Origin of the sequence: Actinoplanes sp. NPDC049598 (genome assembly GCF_040675435.1) — a bacterium.
Classification (GTDB): domain Bacteria; phylum Actinomycetota; class Actinomycetes; order Mycobacteriales; family Micromonosporaceae; genus Actinoplanes.
Window position 1 is genome coordinate 327,584 of the sequence record NZ_JBFAOX010000008.1, and the last position, 18,944, is coordinate 346,527.

The window sequence follows — 18,944 nt, forward strand, 5'->3', positions numbered from 1 at the left end:
TGTCCGGTGCTCCCGCTTTCGTGCCACCACGGGCGAAGAGCCGGTTAACGGGTGGTGGGCGGGGGCAAGGTCGGGGTCGTACCGAGATCCACAAGGTGAAGGAGTGCACGATGCGTACCCGGACCATCCGACTCGCTCTGCTCGGCGTGACGACCGCGGGGGTGGTGCTCACGCAGCAGGCCTGCGCGAACGGTACGGCCGCGGCGCCCACCGTCTCGGAAGTGGCAGCCACGCCGTCTTCCCCGGCCACGTCATCGTCCCCGGCCAAGCCGTCTTCCCCGGCCACGACGGCCGCCGACGGGTCCGTTCCGGTCTGCCGGACCAGTGACATCGAGGCGACCATCACGCTGCAGCCCGGCGGCGGCAGCACCCGCCGCGGCCTGGTCACGCTCACCAACGAGGGCGACATCGAGTGCACCATCGGGGGCCGCGCCGCCATCTCGCTGAAGAACCCGGCCGACGAGGTCGTCGACGTGCCGGCGAGGAACGTCGACGAGCCCGGAAAAGCCGTCCGGTCCGTGCTCAAGGTCGGCTCGAGCGTCTTCCAGGGCATCAAGTGGACGGTCTGCGACAAGGGCGACGCGACCTGCGCCGCCGGCAACACCCTCGTGTTCAACCTCGAGGCGTCGACCGACGGCCGGGCCGCGAAGCTCGAGGGCTTCCCCGCGCCCGAGAGGAACGACATCACCATGAAGTCGCTTCAGATCGGCACCATCCAGCCCAGCCGCCAGGGCGTCGTCGCCTGGTAGCCGCCCCGGGGTTGCGGGCTTCCGTTTGTAAGTGTGTACTCACATACATACGGAGAACGGAGGAGAACCGATGAGCTTCGGATACGTCGCGCCGCACGGTGGCACCCCGATTCCGGGGGCCAACCCCAAGGGCTACATGCTCGGGCCGGACGACGGCTCGTACACCTGGTTCGAGAAGGCCCTGATCACGTTCAAGGCCAAGGCGGCCGACACCCAGGGGGTGCTGTCGTTCTTCCGGTGCGACGTGCCGCAGGGGTGGCAGGCGCCGGTGCACCGGCACCACAACGAGAGCGAGCTGTTCTTCATCACCGAGGGCCGCTGGGAGATCTTCGTCAACGACACCGTGCACGAGGCCACGGCCGGCAGCACCATCTGGATTCCCGCCGACACCAAGCACTCGATCTACGTCACCTCGAAGACCGGGCAGGGGCACTGTGTCATCACCCCGGGCGGCTTCGAGAAGTTCTTCGAGGACACCGGGGAGCCCGCGACCGTGCCGAGCATGCCCACCCACCAGACCCGGGAGCCGTCGGTCGACGAGCTGCTCAAGGTGGGCCGGGAGATGGGCTGGATCCTGGAGGAGCCCGAGCCCCGCCGCCTCGGGAGGTAAGACCCCGCATGGTGGAATACACCATGCCAACCACCTCGGCCCGCATCCGGTCGACCGCGGGGGAGCGCCGCGAAGTCGTGCTCACCGCGGCCGTCCGGGTCTTCTCCCAGAGCGGCTATCACGCCACGTCGGTGGGCTCGGTCGCGACGGCCGCGGGGATCTCCGAGGGGTACGTGTTCCGGCTGTTCGGCGACAAGCAGAAACTTTTCGTGGCCGCCCTGGCCCGCTGTTTCGAGCGCATCCACGAGGCGCTCTCGGCCGGGGCGGACGCGGCGCCGTCACGCCGGTCCGGGGCCGTCCTCGACGCGATGGCTTTGGCCTACGCCAAGCTCATCGCCGAGCGCGAGCTGCTCATGCTTCAGGTCCAGGCCCTGGCGGCGGCCGACGACCCTGCCGTACGGGCCGAGATGCTCCGCGGTCAGCAACGGCTGGTCGAGCTGGTCCGCGACCGGTCCCGGGCCGCCGACGCGACCGTGCAGAAGTTCTTCGCCCAGGGGCAGCTCTGCCATCTGGTGACGGCTCTGGGCCTGGTCACGGCGGCCCCGGACGAGAAGGCCGAGTCCTGGGTGCGCATTCTTACCGATGGCATCCGCCACTTCGAGTGAGTTCCGGCTCACGGGGCGGCGGCGTCCACGCCGCCATAGGTTGGTGACATGAACGCCTTGGAGCTGACCGACTATCGCGCCGCCGTGGCCCGGATGTATCTGGCCGACACCGACCTCAAGGAGTTCCGCGCCCAGCGCGACGAGCTGTTCGCGACGCATCCCCAGTCGGCGATCCCGGTCTCCGAGCGGGCGTCGTTCGAGGGCCTGCGCTACCTGCCCCCGAACGACGACTTCATCGTCGAGGCCACGCTGCGCCCGGCCGACGGCGAGATCGACATCGACACGGGCGGCGACGACGGCGTGGTGCACTACCGCCGGGCGGGCATCCTCGAGACCCCGTTCGGCGAGCTGTCGCTCTGGTGGATCGCCGCCTACGGTGGCGGTCTCTTCCTTCCGGTCCGCGACGGGCTGTGCGGCCGCGGCGCGTACGGCGGCGGCCGCTATCTCACCGACACGGTCAAGGGCACCTTCGGCCGGGGCCTGCAGGTCCTGTCCGGTACGCGGGTGCGGCTGGACTTCAACTACCTTTACAACCCGTCCTGCGCCTACGACGACGCCTGGCAGTGCCCGCTGGCCCCGGCCGAGAACCGCATCGACACCGTCATCGAGGCCGGCGAGCTCACCTACCACCAGGATTAACGCTCGATCGCCTTCATCTGGGCGTCGGTGTGGTGGCCGCCGGAAGCGGGGGCCATCGCGTCGAGCGCGCCGATCTGCTCGGGTGTGAGCTCGACACCGTCGGCGGCGACGTTCTCCTCGAGCCGGCTGACCCGCTTGGTGCCGGGGATCGGCACGATGTCGCCGCCCTTGCTCAGCAGCCACGCGAGGGCGACCTGGGCCGGGGTGACGCCGGCCTGACCCGCGATCTGCTGCACCTGGTCGGCCAGGCGCAGGTTGCGCTGGAAGTTCTCCCCGGTGAAGCGGGGATGCCCCTTGCGGAAGTCACTGTCGTCGAGGTTCGCCACGTCGGCCTCGGTGCGCAGGTTGCCGGTCAGAAAACCACGACCGAGCGGGCTGTACGCGACCAGGCCGATCCCGAGCTCGCGCAGCACCGGAAGGATCTCCTCCTGGTCGCGGGTCCACAGGGAGTACTCGGACTGCAGCGCGGTGATCTGGTGCACGGCGTGGGCGCGCCGGATGGTGCCGACCCAGGCCTCGGACAGGCCGATGTGCCGGATCTTGCCCGCGCGCACGAGGTCGGCCAGGGCGCCGATGGTGTCCTCGATCGGCGTCGCCGGGTCGACCCGGTGCTGGTAGTACAGGTCGATGCGGTCGGTGCCGAGCCGTTTGAGGGAGCCCTCGACGGCGGTACGGATGTTGTCCGGATGCCCGGGCCCGCCACCGGTGTGCGAGATGAGCCCGAACTTGGTGGCCAGCACCACCTCGTCGCGCCGGCCGCGCAGGGCCTGGCCGACCAGCTCCTCGTTGACGTACGGCCCGTAGACCTCGGCCGTGTCGATGAGGGTGACCCCCAGGTCGAGCGCCCGGTGGATCGTGCGGATCGACTCGGCGTCGTCGCGGCCGGCGCCGGTGTAGCCGTGGGACATGCCCATGGCGCCGAGCCCGATACGGGCGACTTCCAGATCACCTAGCTTCGCTGTTCGCATGCCTCCAGGCTGGCACACGCCCTAGCGGATAACTAATCCGATCGTGTTACCGTTGGATCGGATAGTTAATCCGTTCAGTGGGATCGGGAGAAGCGCCATGCGGGAGAGCATCACGGTGAACGGCATCCGGCGGACGTACGAGGTCGTCGGGCCCTCGGACGGCCGGCCCGGGCGGAGTCTCCTGCTCGTCTTCCACGGCTCCAGACAGAGCGGCGCCAAGCACCGCAAGTTCACCGGCGGGGCCTACGACGAACTGGCCGACAGCGGCGCCGCGGTGGTGGTGTACGCGGACGGGCACAGGGGCAACTGGAACGACGCCCGGCGGGAGAGCTCGTTCCCGGCCCGCACCGACGACAGCGACGACATCGGCTTCACCCGGGCGCTGATCGGCAAGCTGACCGGCAGCCACGCCATCGACCCCGCGAAGGTCTACGCCGTCGGCTACTCCAACGGCGGCCAGATGGTGATCCGCCTGGCCCACGAGACCCCGGAGCTGATCGCCGGCGCCGCCGTGATCGCCGCGACCATGCCGGCGCCCGAGAGCTTCCTGCTCGCCGACACGCCACCCGCCCCGTTGCCGGTCCTGCTCATCCACGGCACGAAGGACCCGATCGTCGACTACGCGGGCGGCGGGTACAGCTGGTGGGCCCGGATGCTGTTCAAGGTCGGCGGCCGGAGCCTGTCCGCTCCGGAGACCGCGGCCTATTTCGCTGCCCGCAACGGCATCACCGCACCGCCCACCATCACAAGACTTCCGGCCGCGAACGCGGCGACCTCGGTCGAGCGCACCGACTACCGGCAGCCCGGGCACCCGCCGGTGGCGCTCTACACCGTGCACGGCGGCGGGCACACCATCCCCGGCCCGGCCAAATCGCCCGCCGTCATGGGCCGCACGAACCAGGACGTGCAGACCGCCCACCTGATCGACGAGTTCTTCGCCCTCCGCTGAGGCCGGTGGCTCACCGCGGTGTGTCGGTGAAGCGGGAAAGCTTCTCCCAGCCGTCGATGTCGCGGTCCACGGCGTCGCGGGCGGCCCGGATGGCTTTGAGGGCGTCCGAGCCGAGCACGAGGTGGTTCGGCGGCTCCGGGCTCTCGAGGATCCGCAGGACGGCGGCCGCCGCGCGGGCGGGGTCGCCGAGCTGGCGGCCGCTGGCCTCCTGGCGGGCGGCGCGGATGGGGTCGAACAACTCGTCGTAGTCGGCGATGGTGCGCGGGGCCCGGGTCATCGAGCGTCCGGCCCAGTCGGTGCGGAACGAACCGGGCTCGATCGCGGTCACGTGGATGCCGAAGCCCGCGACCTCCTTGCCCAGGGATTCGAGGAGGCCCTCGAGGGCGAACTTGCTGCCGCAGTAGGCGGAGACGCCGGGGAAGCCGGCCAGGCCGCCCATCGAGGTGACGGCGAGGAGGTGGCCGCGGCGGCGTTCGCGCATGTACGGCAGGACGGCCTGGATGGTGGCGGCCGCCCCGAAGACGTTCACGTCGAACTGGGCGCGCAGGGCGGCGAGCGGCGTCTCCTCGAAGGTGCCCTCCAGGCCGTACCCGGCGTTGGCGATCAGCACGTCGATCGGCCCGACGGTCCGCTCGACGTCGGCCGCCAGGGCGAACACGGCCTCGTCGTCGGTGACGTCGACGACGCGGGCGTGGGCGCGTTCGGGGTGCAGGGCGGTAAAAGCGCTCGCGTCGGCATCCTGGCGGACGGTGCCGACGACGGTGTGGCCGGCTTCCAGGGCGGCGACCGCGAAGGCGCGGCCGAGGCCGGTGCTGACTCCGGTGATCAGAAAGGTCATGTCGCCGATCCTGGGCACCGGCGCCGCCCGTAACCAGGACGCGCTGTACCCAGGCAGCCGGCCGGGCCCCGGCCTAGCGTGGAACGGTGACCGGTAACAACCTCGGCGAATTCCTCCGCGCGCGCCGGGCCCGGCTGGGGCCCGGCGACGTCGGCCTGCCCTCGTACGGCACGCGCCGGGTGGCTGGGCTGCGCCGGGAGGAGGTCGCGGCCCTGGCCGGCATGAACAGCGACTACTACGCGCGCCTGGAGCAGGGCCGCGAACGTAGCCCGTCCGCGCAGATCCTGGATGCGATCTGCACCGCGCTGCATCTGGACGACCCCGCCCGCGAGCATCTGTACCGGCTGGCCGGGTCGGTGCCCGGCACCCGGCGGGCGCCGCGGGAAACGGTCAGCGCGCCGCTGCGGTACCTCCTCGACGGGTATGCGAGTGTCCCGGCGTTCGTGCTGAACCCGGCCAAGGACTTCATGGCGGCCAATGCCCTGGCCGAGGCGTTGTTCTCGCCCTTCGTGGCCCTGGACAACCTGGCCCGCATGACGTTCCTCGACCCGGCGGCGCGGGTGTTCTTCGCCGACTGGGACCGCTTCGCCGAGTCGATCGTCGCCGGCCTGCGCCACGCCGCCGGCCTCGACTCCGAGTACTACCGCCTCCGGGAAGTGGTGGGCGCGCTGAACGAGGAGAGTGAGGCGTTCGCCGCGCTCTGGTCGTCCCAGGCCGTCTACGGCAAGAGCCAGGACCCGACGGAGCTCGTGCACCCCGCGGTCGGCCCGCTCTCGCTGATCTCCCAGTCGTTCGACGTGCGGGGGGCCACGGGCCAGCTCCTGGTCGTCTACCAACCCGAGCCCGGCAGCCCCAGTACGCAGGCCCTGACCCTGCTGGGCGCGCTGGACGCCACCCGTCGCTGGGAATCGTAAAAGATAGAACGATCGGTCTTGACGGCCGAGGCGACCGATTGCTAGCGTTTGCCATGACAGAACGTTCGTTCCACCTCAAGGAGCAGGTCATGCCCACCAAGATCACGCTGGTCATCGGCAACCCCGCCAACCCCGACGAGTTCGAGAAGGTCTACGCCGACGTGCGCGCCGCCGCCGAGACGTTCCCGAAGCTGCAGCGGCTCGAGTCGGCCAAGGTGTGGCCCAAGGAGGACGGCACCGCCACCCCCGCCTACCGCACCCTCGACCTCTACTTCGCCAGCTACGAGGACGCCTCGGCCGCGGTCGCCACGCCGGCCGCCGGCGCCGTCTTCGGCGGCCTCCAGGGCGCCCAGGTCGAGATCACCGGCCTGTTCTCGGACATCGAATAGGCACGCGCCGACACCCGCCCCGCATCTTTGACGAAAAGGGAACTGACATGGACGAGAACACGTACGACGTCATTGTGATCGGCGCCGGCCCGGTGGGCGAGAACGTCGCCGACCGCCTGGTGCAGGGCGGCCTGACCGCCGCCATCGTGGAGCGGGAGCTGGTCGGCGGCGAGTGCTCGTACTGGGCCTGCATGCCGACGAAGGCGCTGCTGCGCAGCGCGGCTGCTCTGCGGGCGGCCCGTCAGGTGCCCGGCGCCCGTGAGGCGGTCACCGGCGGCCTGGACGCGGCGGCGGTCCTGGCCCGCCGCGACGCGTTCGCCTCCCACTGGAAGGACGACGGTCAGGTCTCGTGGCTGGAGTCGGCCGGGATCGCGCTGTTCCGCGGTCAGGGCCGCATCAGCGCGGAGAAGGTCGTCGAGGTCACCGGCGCCGACGGTGTCGTGACCAGGCTGACCGCGCGGCACGCCGTGGTCGTCGCGACCGGCAGCAGCGCGCTGGTTCCCGACGTCGAGGGTCTGCGGGCGGCGAAGCCGTGGACCAGCCGCGAAGCGGTTGCGGCCGAACAGGTTCCGGCCCGGCTCGCGATCATCGGCGGTGGGGTGGTGGCCTCGGAGATGGCGACCGCGTACACCAGCCTGGGCGCTCAGGTGACGATGCTCGCCCGCGACGGTGTCCTGCACCTGGCCGAGCCGTTCGCCGGCGAGCGGGTCACTCAGGCGCTCCGGGAGTCCGGTGTGGACGTCCGCATCGGGGCCGAGGCGGCGTCGGTCACCCGGGACGAGGCCGGGACGGTGCACCTCACGCTGGCCGACGGGCAGCAGCTGAGCGCCGACGAATTGCTGGTGGCCATCGGGCGTACGCCCAACACGTCGGACATCGGCCTGGACAGCATCGGCCTCAAGCCGGGTTCCTGGCTGACCGTCGACGACGCGCTGCACGTCGAGGGGGCGGGCGAATGGTTGTTCGCCGCCGGCGACGTGAACCGGCGGGTGCTGCTCACCCACCAGGGCAAGTACCAGGCCCGGGTGCTGGGCGACGCGATCGTGGCCCGGGCCGAGGGCGAACCGGTCGACACCGGGGCGTGGGGCCGCCACGCGGTCACCGCCGACGTCAAAGCGGTCCCCCAGGTCGTGTTCACCGAGCCCGAGGTCGCCTCGGTCGGTCTCACCGCGGCCGCCGCCGAGGAGGCCGGCTTGAACACCCGGGTCGTCGACTACGACCTGGGCGCGGTGTCGGGTTCGGTCCTGCACGCCGAGGGATTCCAGGGCCAGGCCCGCATGGTCGTCGACGAGGACCGCCGGGTGATCGTCGGTTTCACCCTGGTCGGCCCGGACGTCGCCGAGCTGATCCACGCGGCCACCATCGCCATCGCCGGCGAGGTCCCGATCGACCGGCTCTGGCACGCCGTGCCCGCCTTCCCGACGGTCAGCGAGGTCTGGCTGCGCCTCCTGGAGACCTACGGCCGCTGACCGTCGACGTTCGATCTATCCATACCCCTGAAAGGGTTTCTTGTGAGCACCGTTGCTGTTTCGCCCGGCATCTCGCAGACCGCGTCCGCGTTGCGGCGGCTCTACTTCATCCGGTTCGCGTTCGCCATCGTGTGGGCCGGCGTCACCATCGCCACCGCCAAGGAGATCAACGCTCTGACGGTGACGCTGTTCGTGCTCTATCCGCTGTTCGACGTGGGGGCCGCGATCTACGACATGCGGGCGTCGCGGGCGACCGGATCGCCGGTGCTGCTGTACGTGAACATGGCCGTCAGCCTGCTCGCCGCCATCGGGCTGGGCGCCGCGGCCGCCTCGGGCATCCCGGCCATGCTGCGGGTCTGGGGCGCGTGGGCGGTCGTGGCCGGCGCCGTGCAGCTGGCCGTGGGCCTGCGCCGCCGGGCCATGGGCGGTCAGTGGCCGATGATCATCAGCGGTGGTATCTCGGTGCTGGCCGGCGCCAACTTCATTCTCAGCGCCTCGGCCGACGACCCGGTGCTCAACCAGGCCGCCGCCTACGCCATCCCGGGCGCCGTCTTCTTCCTCATCGCGGCGATCCGCCTCGGTCGCGCCGCCAAGGCCAACTGACTGCGGCCGGTCGAGAGCCTCCGCCCGGATCCGGCGGAGGCTCTTCCCGTCGCGTCAGACGAACGGCCAGCCCGCCGGCTGCCCGAGCGCCAACCGGCCCGGGATCGTCCACTGCGTGGTGGAGAGGTTGGCGGCCTGGGCCAGCAGCAGGCCCCGGGCCGCCGCCACCTGCGACAGCGACCGGCCGACGGCGATCGACACGTGGTCCTTCTCGGCCAGCAGGATCCCGTCGAAGCCCCGCTTCACGGCGGCCAGGGCGATCATCTCGTCGATCGCCGCCTCGGCCATGCCGATCAGCACGGCCGCGCAGCCCGGGAAGAGCAGGTTGATCACCGGCAGGCCGGCCGTGCGGTGGGGTGCGTACAGGCTCTGGGTCATGAAGGCCGGCACGAAGACGTCCTCGGCCGTGACGCAGTTGCTGTCGGAGGCCCGCATGCCCACCACGTCCCAGGTGTCCTGAATGGAGACCTCCGCCCGGGGGACGGCGCAGAGGCGGAGACTCTCGAAGCCGCCCTCGGCCCCGGCCAGCAGGTACCACTCGGCCGCGTGGGCGCCGCTGACGATTTTCCACGTGCCGGTCAGGCGGTAGCCGCCGTCGACCGCGGTGAGCCGACCGGGTGAGCCGGAGTTGGCCGTCAGCGGCGCCCGGCCGCCGGCCCAGATCCGCTCGATCGCCTCGTCCGGCAGCCAGCCGGCCACGAAGCCGAGGTTGAAGTTCCACAGCAGCCAGGCGGTCGGGCCGTCGATCCGGGCCACCCGCGCGTAGAAGTCCAGCGCCTCGGCCACCGGCGCCCCGAACCCGCCCCGCTCGGGCGGGGTGAGCAGGCCGAACGCGCCGCGCTCGCGCAGCTCGTCCACCAGCTCGCCGGCCACGCGCCCCCGCTCCTCGGCCTCGTCGCGGTACTTCTCGATCGCCGGGCGCAGCAGCTCGGGCAGTTCGTCGATCGGCATGTCCGATCCTTCCGCAGGGGCCCGTGAGCCGGGCCCGTCCGGCGACCCAGATGCGCCGCGGCGGGCAAAACTGCGCCCCGGTCGCTATGACGCCGGTCTCACCTCGGTGGCGTACGCGACGCCCAGCCGCGCCACCCGGCCCTCGCGCAGGCGGAACAGCCACGCCGAGCCCGGGGGACAGTGCTCGGGATCCGAGGCCGGGTTGACGTAGTCGGTCTCCCACACGAGGACGTCGCCGCTGGCCGTGGCGTCGCGCAGCCGGACGCCGACCCCCGCGCCGAACGTGTAGTCCATCATCATGTGCAGGGCCGACCGGTCACCGACGAGCCCGCCCAGCGCGTGGATCGACAGGTCGGGCTGGTACCAGTCCTCGATCACCCCGGCGTACCCGTCGCTCTGCATCGCCGTCAGGTGCTGCCGGGCCTGCCGGCGGTGGGCCTCGCTGTCGGGCCCGTGATGCGCGTCGCCCGCGGTCTCCCGCAGAGTCCGCCCGAGGACCCGCCGGGCGTCGCGGAGCCGGCTCGCGACGGTGTCCTCCGGCACTCCGCACAGTTCGGAGATCTGGCGGTACGCGGTGAAGCCGCTGAAGTAGCGCAACAGGACGACCTCACGCAGCGGCAGCGACAGTCGCCCGACCGCGTTCCGGACCCAGTCCCGAGCGTACGACCGGTCGAGCGCCTCGTCCGGCCGCGGCTCACCGGCCGGCGGCATCAGCGGCTCGATCTCGGCCACCGGCAGAGGGCCGCGCCGCCGGAGCCGCATGCGGCAGTTGTTGCGGACGATCTGGCGCAGCCAGGCCCCCGCCGCCTCGGGATCGCGCAGCCGCGGCAGCTGCCCCAGCGCCGTGAGCATGGCGTCCTGCACGGCGTCCTCGGCCTCGTCGGTGTAGCCGAGCAGCGCGATCGCGGTGGCCCGCATCCCGGCCCGGTGCCGCTCGGTCAGGACGGCGAACGCCGCCATGTCACCCGTGCGCGCCGCTTCGACCAGTTCGCTGTCCGTTCCCACCACCCATTGATTAAAGCGCGGGGCCGGCCGAGACCTCGAGCAGCCGCTCCACCCCGCGCAGGAAGGTCTCGCTGATCAGGTCGGGGTCGAACAGGCAGCCGGCGGCCATGGCCCCGTCGCGGATCATCACGAAGTGGCGGGCGGCCGGCTCGGCCGACGACGGCCGGACCTGGGTCAGCAGGCCCGTGACGGTGTCCAGGAACCATTGGCGGTGGGACAGGACGGCCTGGTGCACCGGGGAGGTGGGATCGGGGTATTCGGCCACGGCGTTGAGGAACGCGCAGCCGCGGAACCCGGGGGACCGGATGCCGGCCGCGATCGACCGGCCGAGGGCGCGGACCGTCTCGGTGGGCGGGAGGCCGGCCGCGACGGCCTGCTCGGCCTGGTTGCGTACGGCCCGGTCGGCCTCTTGCAGGTAGGCCAGGACCAGATCCTCCTTGCCGGGGAAGTGCCGGTAGAGGGTGGCCCGGGTCACCTGGGCCTCGGTGACGATGCGGTCGACACCGACCCGGTGGATGCCGTCGGTGTAGAAGACCCGGGCGGCCGTCTCGAGCAGCCGGGAGCGTGCCTCCGACGGCCGGCCGTCTGGTGTGGGGTGCATCCGCGAACTGTACAGGACAGAACGTTCGTTACTCCAGGGCCAGCGAGGCGAGCGGGACGTGATGCTGGCCGGCGTGAATGTCGCGATCTCGCGGGCTGCCCTGCGGCACCGGCCGGGGAAACGAGATCTTGACGACGTTGAGCGAGGGGATCCGGTAGATCCGCACGGTCGCGGCGCTGACCGCGTACAGGCGCCCGATGATCTTTTCGTCCACGAAGGCGACGGCGGCGAAACCGGCGGCGTCGCGCAGGAAGATCTCCATGGTCACCCAGAACGGGCCGGCGTTCTTGGACCGGACCTCCAGGGCGAGGTCGGCGACGGTAGCGGGTTCAGGCATGGGGGCCCTCCGGCAGGTCGATACGGAACAGGGCGGTGGGCGACTCGACGTCGACGACGTGGTTGAGCACGAACTCGTAGGCCGGCCCGCGTTCGGTCTCGGCCGGTGACGTGGCGAAGGCCAGGCTGGGCAGGTAGTTCATGTCCGGGGTGGGCAGGTGCAGCATGAGCGGGTTGGCCAGTTTCGCGATGGCCGTGGCGGTGGCCTGGTCGGCCGCGTTGACCAGCAGCATCACCCCCACCTCGCGGGGCGGGCCGGTGGCCGGGTCGATGGCCTCGAGCACGGCGTCGTATCCGTACAGGCGGATGTCGACGACGTACTCGCCCGGATCGAGGCCGAGCGTGCCGGTCACCCACTCGCCGATCATCCGGCGCAGCAGCGCGGCCCAGGTGGTGATCTGCCCGAGGATGTGCGGGTCGCGGATGGCGGTGAACGACATGGTCTCGTAGCCGGAGACGCGGGCCCCCTCGAGCTTGAGGGTGTGCTGGGCGGCCGGCTCGAACCGGGAGCCCTCGACCCGGACGCGCCGCTCGTCGAGGGCGCGGTAGGTGGCATCGCCGACCTCGATGGTGCCGGCCGGCTCGCGCATGGAGAACGGGTCGACCGTCTCGTACAGCATGTGGGCCGCCACGGACGTGGGCGTGCAGGCGACGGCCGGGTCGAGCGGCTCGATGGTGAAGCCGGTGGCGTCGATGGTGGCCAGCACCCCGCCGGCGCGCGGGTTGGTGGTGCACTGCCCGCCGCATTCGACGATTTTGGCGGCGTGCCAGGTCGGCCCGGCCGGCATGCCGGCCATCAGGGGGTACGCGGCGGCGAGCGCGGTGTCGGTGGCCCGCCCGGCCAGGACCACGTCGGCCCCGGCGGCCAGCGCCTCGGCGATCGGCTCGTGCCCCATCATGGCGACGATGTGCGAGCAGCTTTCCAGGGTCGCCGCGTCCAGCTCGCCGGCCGGTGGCAGCGGATGCACCCGGCCGGCGCCGAGGTGCTCCTTGAGGTCGGCCGCCCGCTGCTCGCTGTAGATGGTGGCGACCCGGAGATTGAGCCCCTCCTCGGCCAGGATGTCGCGGGTGAGGCCGGCGACCCAGTCGACCCCCGAGTCGGTGCCGCTGGTGCCGCAGGAACCGACGATCAGCGGGATGCCGGCGGTGGCGGCCGCCCGCAGCAGCAGGCGCAGATCGCGGGCCACGGCCGCGGCGGCCGTCTTGGCGGTGCCGGAGCCGAGGTAGTAGGGGCCGGAGTCGGTCGACCCGCCGTCCACGGCGATGACGTCGGCGCCGAGCTCGAGGCCGCGGGTCAGGGTCTCGGGTGGGAAGCCGGCGCCGAGCATGCCGGTCGGCGCGAGGACGCGTACGGCCTCGGGGGTTGTGGCCATTGACTTTTCCTTTCGACGGTCAGGCGAGGGCGGTGGCCAGGGCGCGGCCGGCCTGGCGACCGGAGAACAGGCAACCGCCCAGGAACGTGCCTTCGAGGGCGCGGTAGCCGTGCATGCCGCCGCCGCCGAATCCGCTGACCTCGCCCGCGGCGTAGAGGCCGGGAACCGGGTGCCCGGCGGCGTCGAGCACCCGGCCGTCGAGGTCGGTGTGCAGACCCCCCAGCGTCTTGCGGGTGAGCACGTGCAGGCGGACGGCGATCAGCGGCCCGGCGGCCGGGTCGAGCAGCCGGTGCGGGGACGCCGTGCGCATCAGCCGGTCGCCGCGGTGTCGCCGGTAGTTGCGGATCGCCGCGAGCTGGTGGTCCTTGGTGAAACCGTTGGCCAGTTGCCGGTCACGGGCCTCGACCGTGCGCCGCAGATCGGCCGGGTCGAGCAGCGGCTCGCCGGTCAGCGCGTTCATGCCCTTCACCAGCTCGTCCAGATCGCCGGCGACGACGAAGTCGGCCCCGCGGCGCTTGAACGCCTCGACCGGCGCCGGCGCCCCGCCGCGGACCCGGCCCAGGACCTGGCGCAGGTCGCGGCCGGTGAGGTCGGGGTTCTGCTCGGAGCCGGAGAGCGCGAACTCCTTCTCGATGATCTTCTGGGTGAGCACGAACCAGCTGTGGTCGTAACCGGTCGAGCGCAGGTGGGCGAGGGTGCTCAGGGTGTCGGAGCCGGGGTGCAGCGGGGCCGGCAGGCGGCGGCCGCGGGCGTCGAGCCAGAGCGAGGACGGGCCGGGCAGGATCCGGATGCCGTGCGACTCCCAGATCGGATCGAAGTTCTGGATGCCCTCGACGTAGTGCCACATCCGGTCCGGGTTGATGATTGTGCCGCCGGCGCCGGTGGCGATTTCGAGCATCCGGCCGTCCACGTGTGCCGGGACGCCGGTGATCAGGTGTGCCGGGGGCTCGCCGAGCCGCTCCGGCCAGTTGCGGCGTACAAGGTTGTGGTCGGCCCCGATGCCGCCCGAGGTGACCACGACGGCCTGGGCCGTGTACGAGAACTCGCCGACCGGCTGCCGGGAGCTCGGCGTGCCCCGGGGCGCGTCGCTCGGCTCGAGAATCGTGCCCGTCGCGCCGGTGACGATTCCACCCTGGACGGTGAGGCGGTCGACGCGGTGCCTTGCGGCCAGCCGGACCCGGCCCTGCTCGGCCGCCTGCCTCACGGTCGCGATGAACGGCTCGAGCACGCCCGGTCCGGTGCCCCAGGTGACGTGGAAGCGGGGGACCGAGTTGAGGGCGCGCTCGGCCCATCCGACGATCGGGAACAGTTTGACGCCCCGCTCGCGCAGCCAGGCCCGCTTCTCGCCGGCGGCGAAGTCCACGTACGCCTCGGCCCAGCGCCGCGGCCAGGCGTCCTCGGCCCGGTCGAAGTCCGCGCTGTCCAGCCAGTCCTGCCAGGCCAGCTCGCGCGAGTCACGGATGCCCATCCGGCGCTGCTCGGGCGAGTCGATGAGAAACAGTCCGCCGAACGACCAGAAGGCCTGGCCGCCCAGGCTCTGCTCGGGTTCCTGGTCGAGCAGGACCACGCTGCGCCCGGCCGCCACCAGCTCGGCCGTGGCGACCAGCCCGGCCAGCCCGGCCCCGATCACCAGCACGTCGGCGTCGGTCATGCCCGCTCTCCCGGCTTGGTGACGGCATAGGCGGGCCGGCCGTCCAGGGCGGCGACCAGTTCCTTGGCGCCTTCGAGGCCGGCCGCGCGCCGGGCCTCGGCGGTCTGCCCGGCCATGTGCGAGTAGACGGTGATGCCCTCGATCCCGCGCAGGATGCTGTCGGCGGGCAGCGGCTCGGTCTCCAGCACGTCGAGGGCGGCCCCGGCCAGGCGGCCGGCCCGTACGGCCTCGGCCAGCGCGGTCTCGTCGACGATCGGCCCCCGCGCGGTGTTGATCAGGTGGGCCGACGGCTTCATCGTGGCCAGCGCCGCGGCGTCGATGAGGTGGCGGGTTTCCGGGGTCAGTGCGGTGTGCACCGAGACGAAGTCGGAGTCGCGCAACAGCCGATCGAGCGGAACCTGGCCGGTGCTCAGCACGGTCATGCCGAAGGCCGCGGCGAGCGGCGCCACCCGTTGGGCCACCGCGCCTCGGCCGATCAGCCCGAGCGTCTTGCCCCGCAGTTCGAAGCCGTCCTGCCGGGGCCAGCCGCCGGCCGCGACCCCGGCCGCCATCGGCACCAGCCGGCGGGCCTGGGCCAGCAGCAGCCCGATCGTGTATTCGGCCACCGCGTTCGCGTTGATGCCGGGCAGGTTGCTCACGCTGATGCCGAGCCGGGCCGCGGCGGCCACATCGATGGAGTCGTACCCGGTGCCGGTGCGCACGACGGCGCGCAGGGCCGGTGCCCGGCGCAGCACCTCCTCGGACATCGGCTCGTTGGCCACCAGCGCGCCCTCGACGCCGTCCAGCGCGGCCACCAATTGCTCAGGCGAGCGCGGGCCGCGCATCGGGTCGTGCCGGATGGTCCAGCCGAGCCCGGTCAGGTAGGCGTCCACCTCGTCCCCGGGGGCCAGGTAGTCGGTGGTGATGAGAACGGTCGGCATGAAGCTCCTCGGGGTCATGACAGGATCGGCGTGGCCTGACGCCGCTGCAGGCGGCCCAGGTAGGCGAGGACGAGGACGGCCAGCGAGGCCAGCACCGCGATGTCGAGCAGCATCCCGGTCCAGCCGGTGAGGTCGACGGCGGCGCCGATCAGGGCCGGGCCGCCGAAGCCGCCCAGGTACCAGGCGACCGTGTAGAGGCCGGTGTAGGTGCCCAGCACCCGGCTCGACGGCGCGAGGTTCCACAGCACGACCGCCGCGTTGATGGTGAAGGCGGCCGCGCCGACGGCGGCCACACAGAACACGACGACCGTGCCGCCGGGGGAGCGCACCATCGAACCGGCCACCATGGCGACGGCGAACAGGGTCATGCCGGCGCCGATCGTGCGGAGCCGGCCGAACCGTTCGGCGCACAGCGCGGCCGGATAGGCGGCCAGCAGATACGCGACACCGCTGGGCAGGGTGAGACCGCCCGCGTCGCCGCGGCTGAGATTCAGGACCTCCATGCCGTACGGGGTGATGAGCGACCGCGACGCGAACCAGGCGCCGCCGAACAGCAGCACGGTCACCAGCAGCAGGAGCCGCCGCCGGTCGGGGTCGGTGATGATGTCGGCGATGACCCGCCGCTCACCGGGACCCGCCTCGCTGTCCTCGGTCAGCGCCTGCTGGTAGGCGGGCGAGCGGCTGTCGCGCACCTTGAGGATCAGCACGACCGTGACGATCAGCAGGATGATCGAGGGGATCGCGAACGCGCCGCGCGGGTGCTCGTCGACCACGAACAGGCTGATCAGCGAGGCCACGATGATGGTGAGCGACGTGGCGATCTTGACGACGGCGTTGGTCCGGCTCCGTCGCTCGGGGGCGATGAAGTCGGGCACCATCGCCTCCGACAGCGGCCGGATGGTGTTGGCCGTCAACGCGTACAGGACCATGACGGCGACCAGCGCGGCCAGCGAGGTGGCCCAGGGCAGGAGCACGAAGAGCAGCGCGGCCACCGGCATGCCGACGGCCAGGTAGGGCACGCGGCGTCCCCACCGCGTACGGGTGTTGTCGGAGCGGTTGCCCATCCAGGGCTGGACGAAGATGCCGAGCAGGTTGTCCATGCCCATCAGCAGCCCGACGACGGCCGCGCTCGAGACGTGGTCGCGCAGCAGCGCCGGCACCTGGTTGTCGTAGAAGTTCCAGGCCGACTCCTGCGCGAAGAGCACGAGAGCGATGAAGAACGTGATTCTCCGGTGAGACACCATCAGTGGCCTCCCTGTGTCCGGCGTCACGTTAATTTGCTGTAGCAAAATCGTCAACAGTTGCAAACGAAGTTGCTACGTCATGAGTTAGAGTGCGGTCATGAGTGGCACCGAGACACTGGCCGACCGGGCGTACCGGCACGTGAGCGCGGCCATCGCGGCCGGCGAGCTCGCCCCGGGGGAGAAGGTGACCGAGCGCGGCGTGGCCGAACGACTGGCGATCAGCCCCACCCCCGTCCGCGAGGCGCTGCGCCGGCTCGAGCTCGACGGGCTCATCGAGCGGATCGGCCCGCGTACGGTCCTGGTCGCCGCCATCCGCGACGCCGCCATCGACGACCTGGCCGAGGTCGAGGTCGGCCTGCGCGGGCTCGTCGCCCGGTTCGCCGCCCGGCACGCCACCCCCGGCCAGCTCGACGCCCTCGACGTGATCCTCGACCGCGCCGACGACCTGCTGATCCTGCTCAAAGAGCGGCGCCGGCAGGACCAGCCGGTCGAGCGGCACCTGGCCGAGCTGCTCGACACCATGCAGGAGTTCAACGACACCGTGAACGCGTGCGCCCACAACCCGGTCCTGGTCCGGATGCTGGAGCAGAGCCGCGTGTTCACCCGCGCCCGCCGCCGGGAGCTGTTGCTGCGCCGGGTGGCCGAGGACGAGACCTTCGGCCTCGAGCGCTACACCAGCCACCGCGCCCTCGTGCGGGCCCTGCGCGCCGGTGACTCGGCCGCCGCCGAGCACCTCGCGCTGCAAGACGCCCAAGGCGGCCTGGCCGCACTGAGGAGGACGCCATGACCACCCACCGCATCGCCGTCATCCCCGGCGACGGCATCGGGCGCGAGGTCGTCCCGGCCGGGCTCGAAGCCTTACAGGCCACCGCCGACCGGTTCGGCCTCAGCCTCACCTTCGACAGCTTCGACTTCGCCAGCGCCGACTACTGGCAACGACACGGCACGATGCTCCCGCCCGACTGGGAGGAGACGCTGCGCGCCTACGACGCCCTCTACTTCGGAGCGGTCGGCTGGCCCGCGGTGGTGCCCGACCACGTCTCGCTCTGGGGCAGCCTGCTGCAGTTCCGGCGGGTCTTCGACCAGTACGTGAACCTGCGCCCCGTCCGGCTCATGCCCGGCGTCCGCAGCCCGCTGGCCGGCCGCGAACCCGGCGACATCGACTTCCTCGTGGTCCGCGAGAACACCGAGGGCGAGTACTCCAGCGTCGGCGGCCGCATCTTCGAGGGCACCGAACGCGAGACCGTGCTCCAGGAGACGGTGATGACCCGCGTCGGCGTCGACCGGGTGCTGCGCTTCGCCTTCGAACAGGCTGCGCGCCGGCCGAAGCAGCACCTCACGTCGGCCACCAAGAGCAACGGCATCGCGATCACCATGCCCTACTGGGACGAGCGCGTGGCCCAGATGCAGGAGCACTTCCCCGCCGTACGGGTCGACAAGTTCCACATCGACGCGCTGGCGGCACAATTCGTGCTGCACCCCGAATGGTTCGACGTGGTCGTGGCCAGCAACCTGTTCGGCGACATCCTGTCCGACCTCGGCCCGGCCTGCACCGGCACCCTCGGCATCGCGCCCAGCGCGAACATCAACCCCTCACGCGAGCATCCGAGCCTGTTCGAGCCGGTGCACGGCTCCGCCCCCGACATCGCGGGCCGCGGCATCGCCAACCCGGTCGGCCAGATCTGGTGCGGCTCGATGATGCTCGACCACCTGGGCCACCCCGAGGCCGCCGCCCATCTGCTGGCCGCCGTCGAAGAGGTGCTCGCCCACGGCCCCGGCGACGCCCCGCTCACCCCCGACCTGCACGGCACGGGAACGACAGCCGAGCTGGGCCACGCCATCGCCGAGCGCGTCCGCGAACGCTGAGGCCCGCTCGACTGCCGCTCGCGCCGCGCTGACCGCTCTGCGCCGCTCGAACCGCGCGCTGGCTGCTCTGCGCCGCTCGAACCGCGCGCTGGCTGCTCTGCGCCGCCCGAACCGCGCTCTTCCTCTCCACCGCTCCAATCGCGCGCTGGCCGCTCTGCGCCGGTCCACCCGCGCTCTTCCTCTCCACCGCTCCAATCGCGCGCTGGCCGCTCTGCGCCGGTCCACCCGCGCTCTTCCTCTCCACCGCTCCAAGCGCGCGCTGGC

The 18,944-nt window shown here is 71.8% G+C and carries 21 protein-coding genes; 11 read left to right on the forward strand and 10 right to left on the reverse strand.

Going from position 1 to position 18,944, the window contains the following annotated elements:
• The first annotated feature begins 110 nt into the window (after nt 1-110).
• From AB0J66_RS20750 to AB0J66_RS20765, 4 genes are all read left to right on the forward strand, one after another.
• Nucleotides 111-749 carry a DUF4232 domain-containing protein gene (locus tag AB0J66_RS20750; protein WP_364662832.1) on the forward strand — a complete coding sequence of 213 codons (639 nt, stop codon included), beginning with the start codon at nt 111-113 and terminating at the stop codon, nt 747-749.
• Between the two features lie 70 nt (nt 750-819).
• Complete coding sequence (locus AB0J66_RS20755) at nt 820-1,359, forward strand: cupin domain-containing protein (RefSeq protein ID WP_364662835.1); 540 nt, start codon at nt 820-822, stop codon at nt 1,357-1,359.
• 23 nt (nt 1,360-1,382) lie between these two features.
• On the forward strand, nt 1,383-1,964 hold the full coding sequence (locus AB0J66_RS20760) for a TetR/AcrR family transcriptional regulator (RefSeq protein ID WP_364662837.1): 582 nt from the start codon (nt 1,383-1,385) through the stop codon (nt 1,962-1,964).
• Between the two features lie 48 nt (nt 1,965-2,012).
• Entirely contained in the window at nt 2,013-2,603 is a 591-nt protein-coding gene (locus AB0J66_RS20765; protein ID WP_364662839.1) for a DUF1684 domain-containing protein, read from the forward strand.
• Here AB0J66_RS20765 and AB0J66_RS20770 read toward each other — a convergent pair.
• The gene (locus tag AB0J66_RS20770; RefSeq protein WP_364662841.1) at nt 2,600-3,571 is read right to left on the reverse strand and encodes an aldo/keto reductase; all 972 of its coding nucleotides are present in this window, start codon (nt 3,569-3,571) and stop codon (nt 2,600-2,602) included. The two genes, AB0J66_RS20765 and AB0J66_RS20770, sit on opposite strands and share 4 nt — an antisense overlap.
• A gap of 97 nt (nt 3,572-3,668) precedes the next feature.
• Here AB0J66_RS20770 and AB0J66_RS20775 point away from each other — a divergent pair, with 97 nt between their 5' ends.
• A complete protein-coding gene (locus AB0J66_RS20775; RefSeq protein ID WP_364662843.1) occupies nt 3,669-4,520 on the forward strand; it encodes a PHB depolymerase family esterase in 852 nt (283 codons plus the stop codon).
• Between the two features lie 10 nt (nt 4,521-4,530).
• On the opposite strand, the gene AB0J66_RS20780 is transcribed toward AB0J66_RS20775, so the two are convergent.
• Nucleotides 4,531-5,358 (reverse strand): oxidoreductase, encoded by an 828-nt coding sequence (locus AB0J66_RS20780; RefSeq protein ID WP_364662846.1) that lies wholly within the window; start codon nt 5,356-5,358, stop codon nt 4,531-4,533.
• An 86-nt stretch (nt 5,359-5,444) separates the two neighbouring features.
• Between AB0J66_RS20780 and AB0J66_RS20785 the strand changes: the two genes are divergently transcribed.
• The 4 genes from AB0J66_RS20785 to AB0J66_RS20800 are packed head-to-tail and all read left to right on the forward strand — an operon-like array spanning nt 5,445 to nt 8,733.
• Nucleotides 5,445-6,272, forward strand: a complete 828-nt coding sequence (locus tag AB0J66_RS20785; protein WP_364662849.1) for a helix-turn-helix transcriptional regulator — start codon at nt 5,445-5,447, stop codon at nt 6,270-6,272.
• Between the two features lie 53 nt (nt 6,273-6,325).
• Entirely contained in the window at nt 6,326-6,661 is a 336-nt protein-coding gene (locus tag AB0J66_RS20790) for a hypothetical protein (RefSeq protein ID WP_364662852.1), read from the forward strand.
• A gap of 47 nt (nt 6,662-6,708) precedes the next feature.
• Nucleotides 6,709-8,130, forward strand: coding sequence for an NAD(P)/FAD-dependent oxidoreductase (locus tag AB0J66_RS20795; RefSeq protein ID WP_364662854.1), 1,422 nt, complete (start codon nt 6,709-6,711; stop codon nt 8,128-8,130).
• Nucleotides 8,131-8,172: 42 nt separating this feature from the next.
• Nucleotides 8,173-8,733 carry a hypothetical protein gene (locus tag AB0J66_RS20800; protein WP_364662857.1) on the forward strand — a complete coding sequence of 187 codons (561 nt, stop codon included), beginning with the start codon at nt 8,173-8,175 and terminating at the stop codon, nt 8,731-8,733.
• 54 nt (nt 8,734-8,787) lie between these two features.
• Here AB0J66_RS20800 and AB0J66_RS20805 read toward each other — a convergent pair whose 3' ends face one another.
• The 8 genes from AB0J66_RS20805 to AB0J66_RS20840 form a co-directional block, all read right to left on the reverse strand.
• Nucleotides 8,788-9,684 (reverse strand): acyl-CoA dehydrogenase family protein, encoded by an 897-nt coding sequence (locus AB0J66_RS20805; RefSeq protein WP_364662860.1) that lies wholly within the window; start codon nt 9,682-9,684, stop codon nt 8,788-8,790.
• Nucleotides 9,685-9,768: 84 nt separating this feature from the next.
• Nucleotides 9,769-10,692: an RNA polymerase sigma factor gene (locus AB0J66_RS20810; RefSeq protein WP_364662862.1), complete on the reverse strand. Its 924-nt coding sequence runs from the start codon at nt 10,690-10,692 to the stop codon at nt 9,769-9,771.
• A gap of 7 nt (nt 10,693-10,699) precedes the next feature.
• The gene (locus tag AB0J66_RS20815; RefSeq protein WP_364662864.1) at nt 10,700-11,290 is read right to left on the reverse strand and encodes a TetR/AcrR family transcriptional regulator; all 591 of its coding nucleotides are present in this window, start codon (nt 11,288-11,290) and stop codon (nt 10,700-10,702) included.
• 28 nt (nt 11,291-11,318) lie between these two features.
• On the reverse strand, nt 11,319-11,627 hold the full coding sequence (locus AB0J66_RS20820) for a DUF4387 family protein (protein ID WP_364662866.1): 309 nt from the start codon (nt 11,625-11,627) through the stop codon (nt 11,319-11,321).
• Entirely contained in the window at nt 11,620-12,999 is a 1,380-nt protein-coding gene (locus AB0J66_RS20825) for an acyclic terpene utilization AtuA family protein (protein ID WP_364662869.1), read from the reverse strand. The genes AB0J66_RS20820 and AB0J66_RS20825 overlap by 8 nt, the downstream gene beginning before the upstream one ends.
• Nucleotides 13,000-13,018: 19 nt before the next feature.
• Nucleotides 13,019-14,650, reverse strand: coding sequence for an FAD-binding dehydrogenase (locus tag AB0J66_RS20830; protein ID WP_364662872.1), 1,632 nt, complete (start codon nt 14,648-14,650; stop codon nt 13,019-13,021).
• Nucleotides 14,647-15,570: a phosphoglycerate dehydrogenase gene (locus AB0J66_RS20835; RefSeq protein ID WP_364662875.1), complete on the reverse strand. Its 924-nt coding sequence runs from the start codon at nt 15,568-15,570 to the stop codon at nt 14,647-14,649. Before AB0J66_RS20835 ends, AB0J66_RS20830 begins: the two co-directional genes overlap by 4 nt.
• A gap of 14 nt (nt 15,571-15,584) precedes the next feature.
• A complete protein-coding gene (locus AB0J66_RS20840) occupies nt 15,585-16,814 on the reverse strand; it encodes an MFS transporter (protein ID WP_364662878.1) in 1,230 nt (409 codons plus the stop codon).
• Nucleotides 16,815-16,911: 97 nt separating this feature from the next.
• Here AB0J66_RS20840 and AB0J66_RS20845 point away from each other — a divergent pair, with 97 nt between their 5' ends.
• Entirely contained in the window at nt 16,912-17,601 is a 690-nt protein-coding gene (locus AB0J66_RS20845) for a GntR family transcriptional regulator (protein ID WP_364662880.1), read from the forward strand.
• Nucleotides 17,598-18,680: a tartrate dehydrogenase gene (locus AB0J66_RS20850; RefSeq protein ID WP_364662883.1), complete on the forward strand. Its 1,083-nt coding sequence runs from the start codon at nt 17,598-17,600 to the stop codon at nt 18,678-18,680. Before AB0J66_RS20845 ends, AB0J66_RS20850 begins: the two co-directional genes overlap by 4 nt.
• Nucleotides 18,681-18,944: the final 264 nt, after the last annotated feature.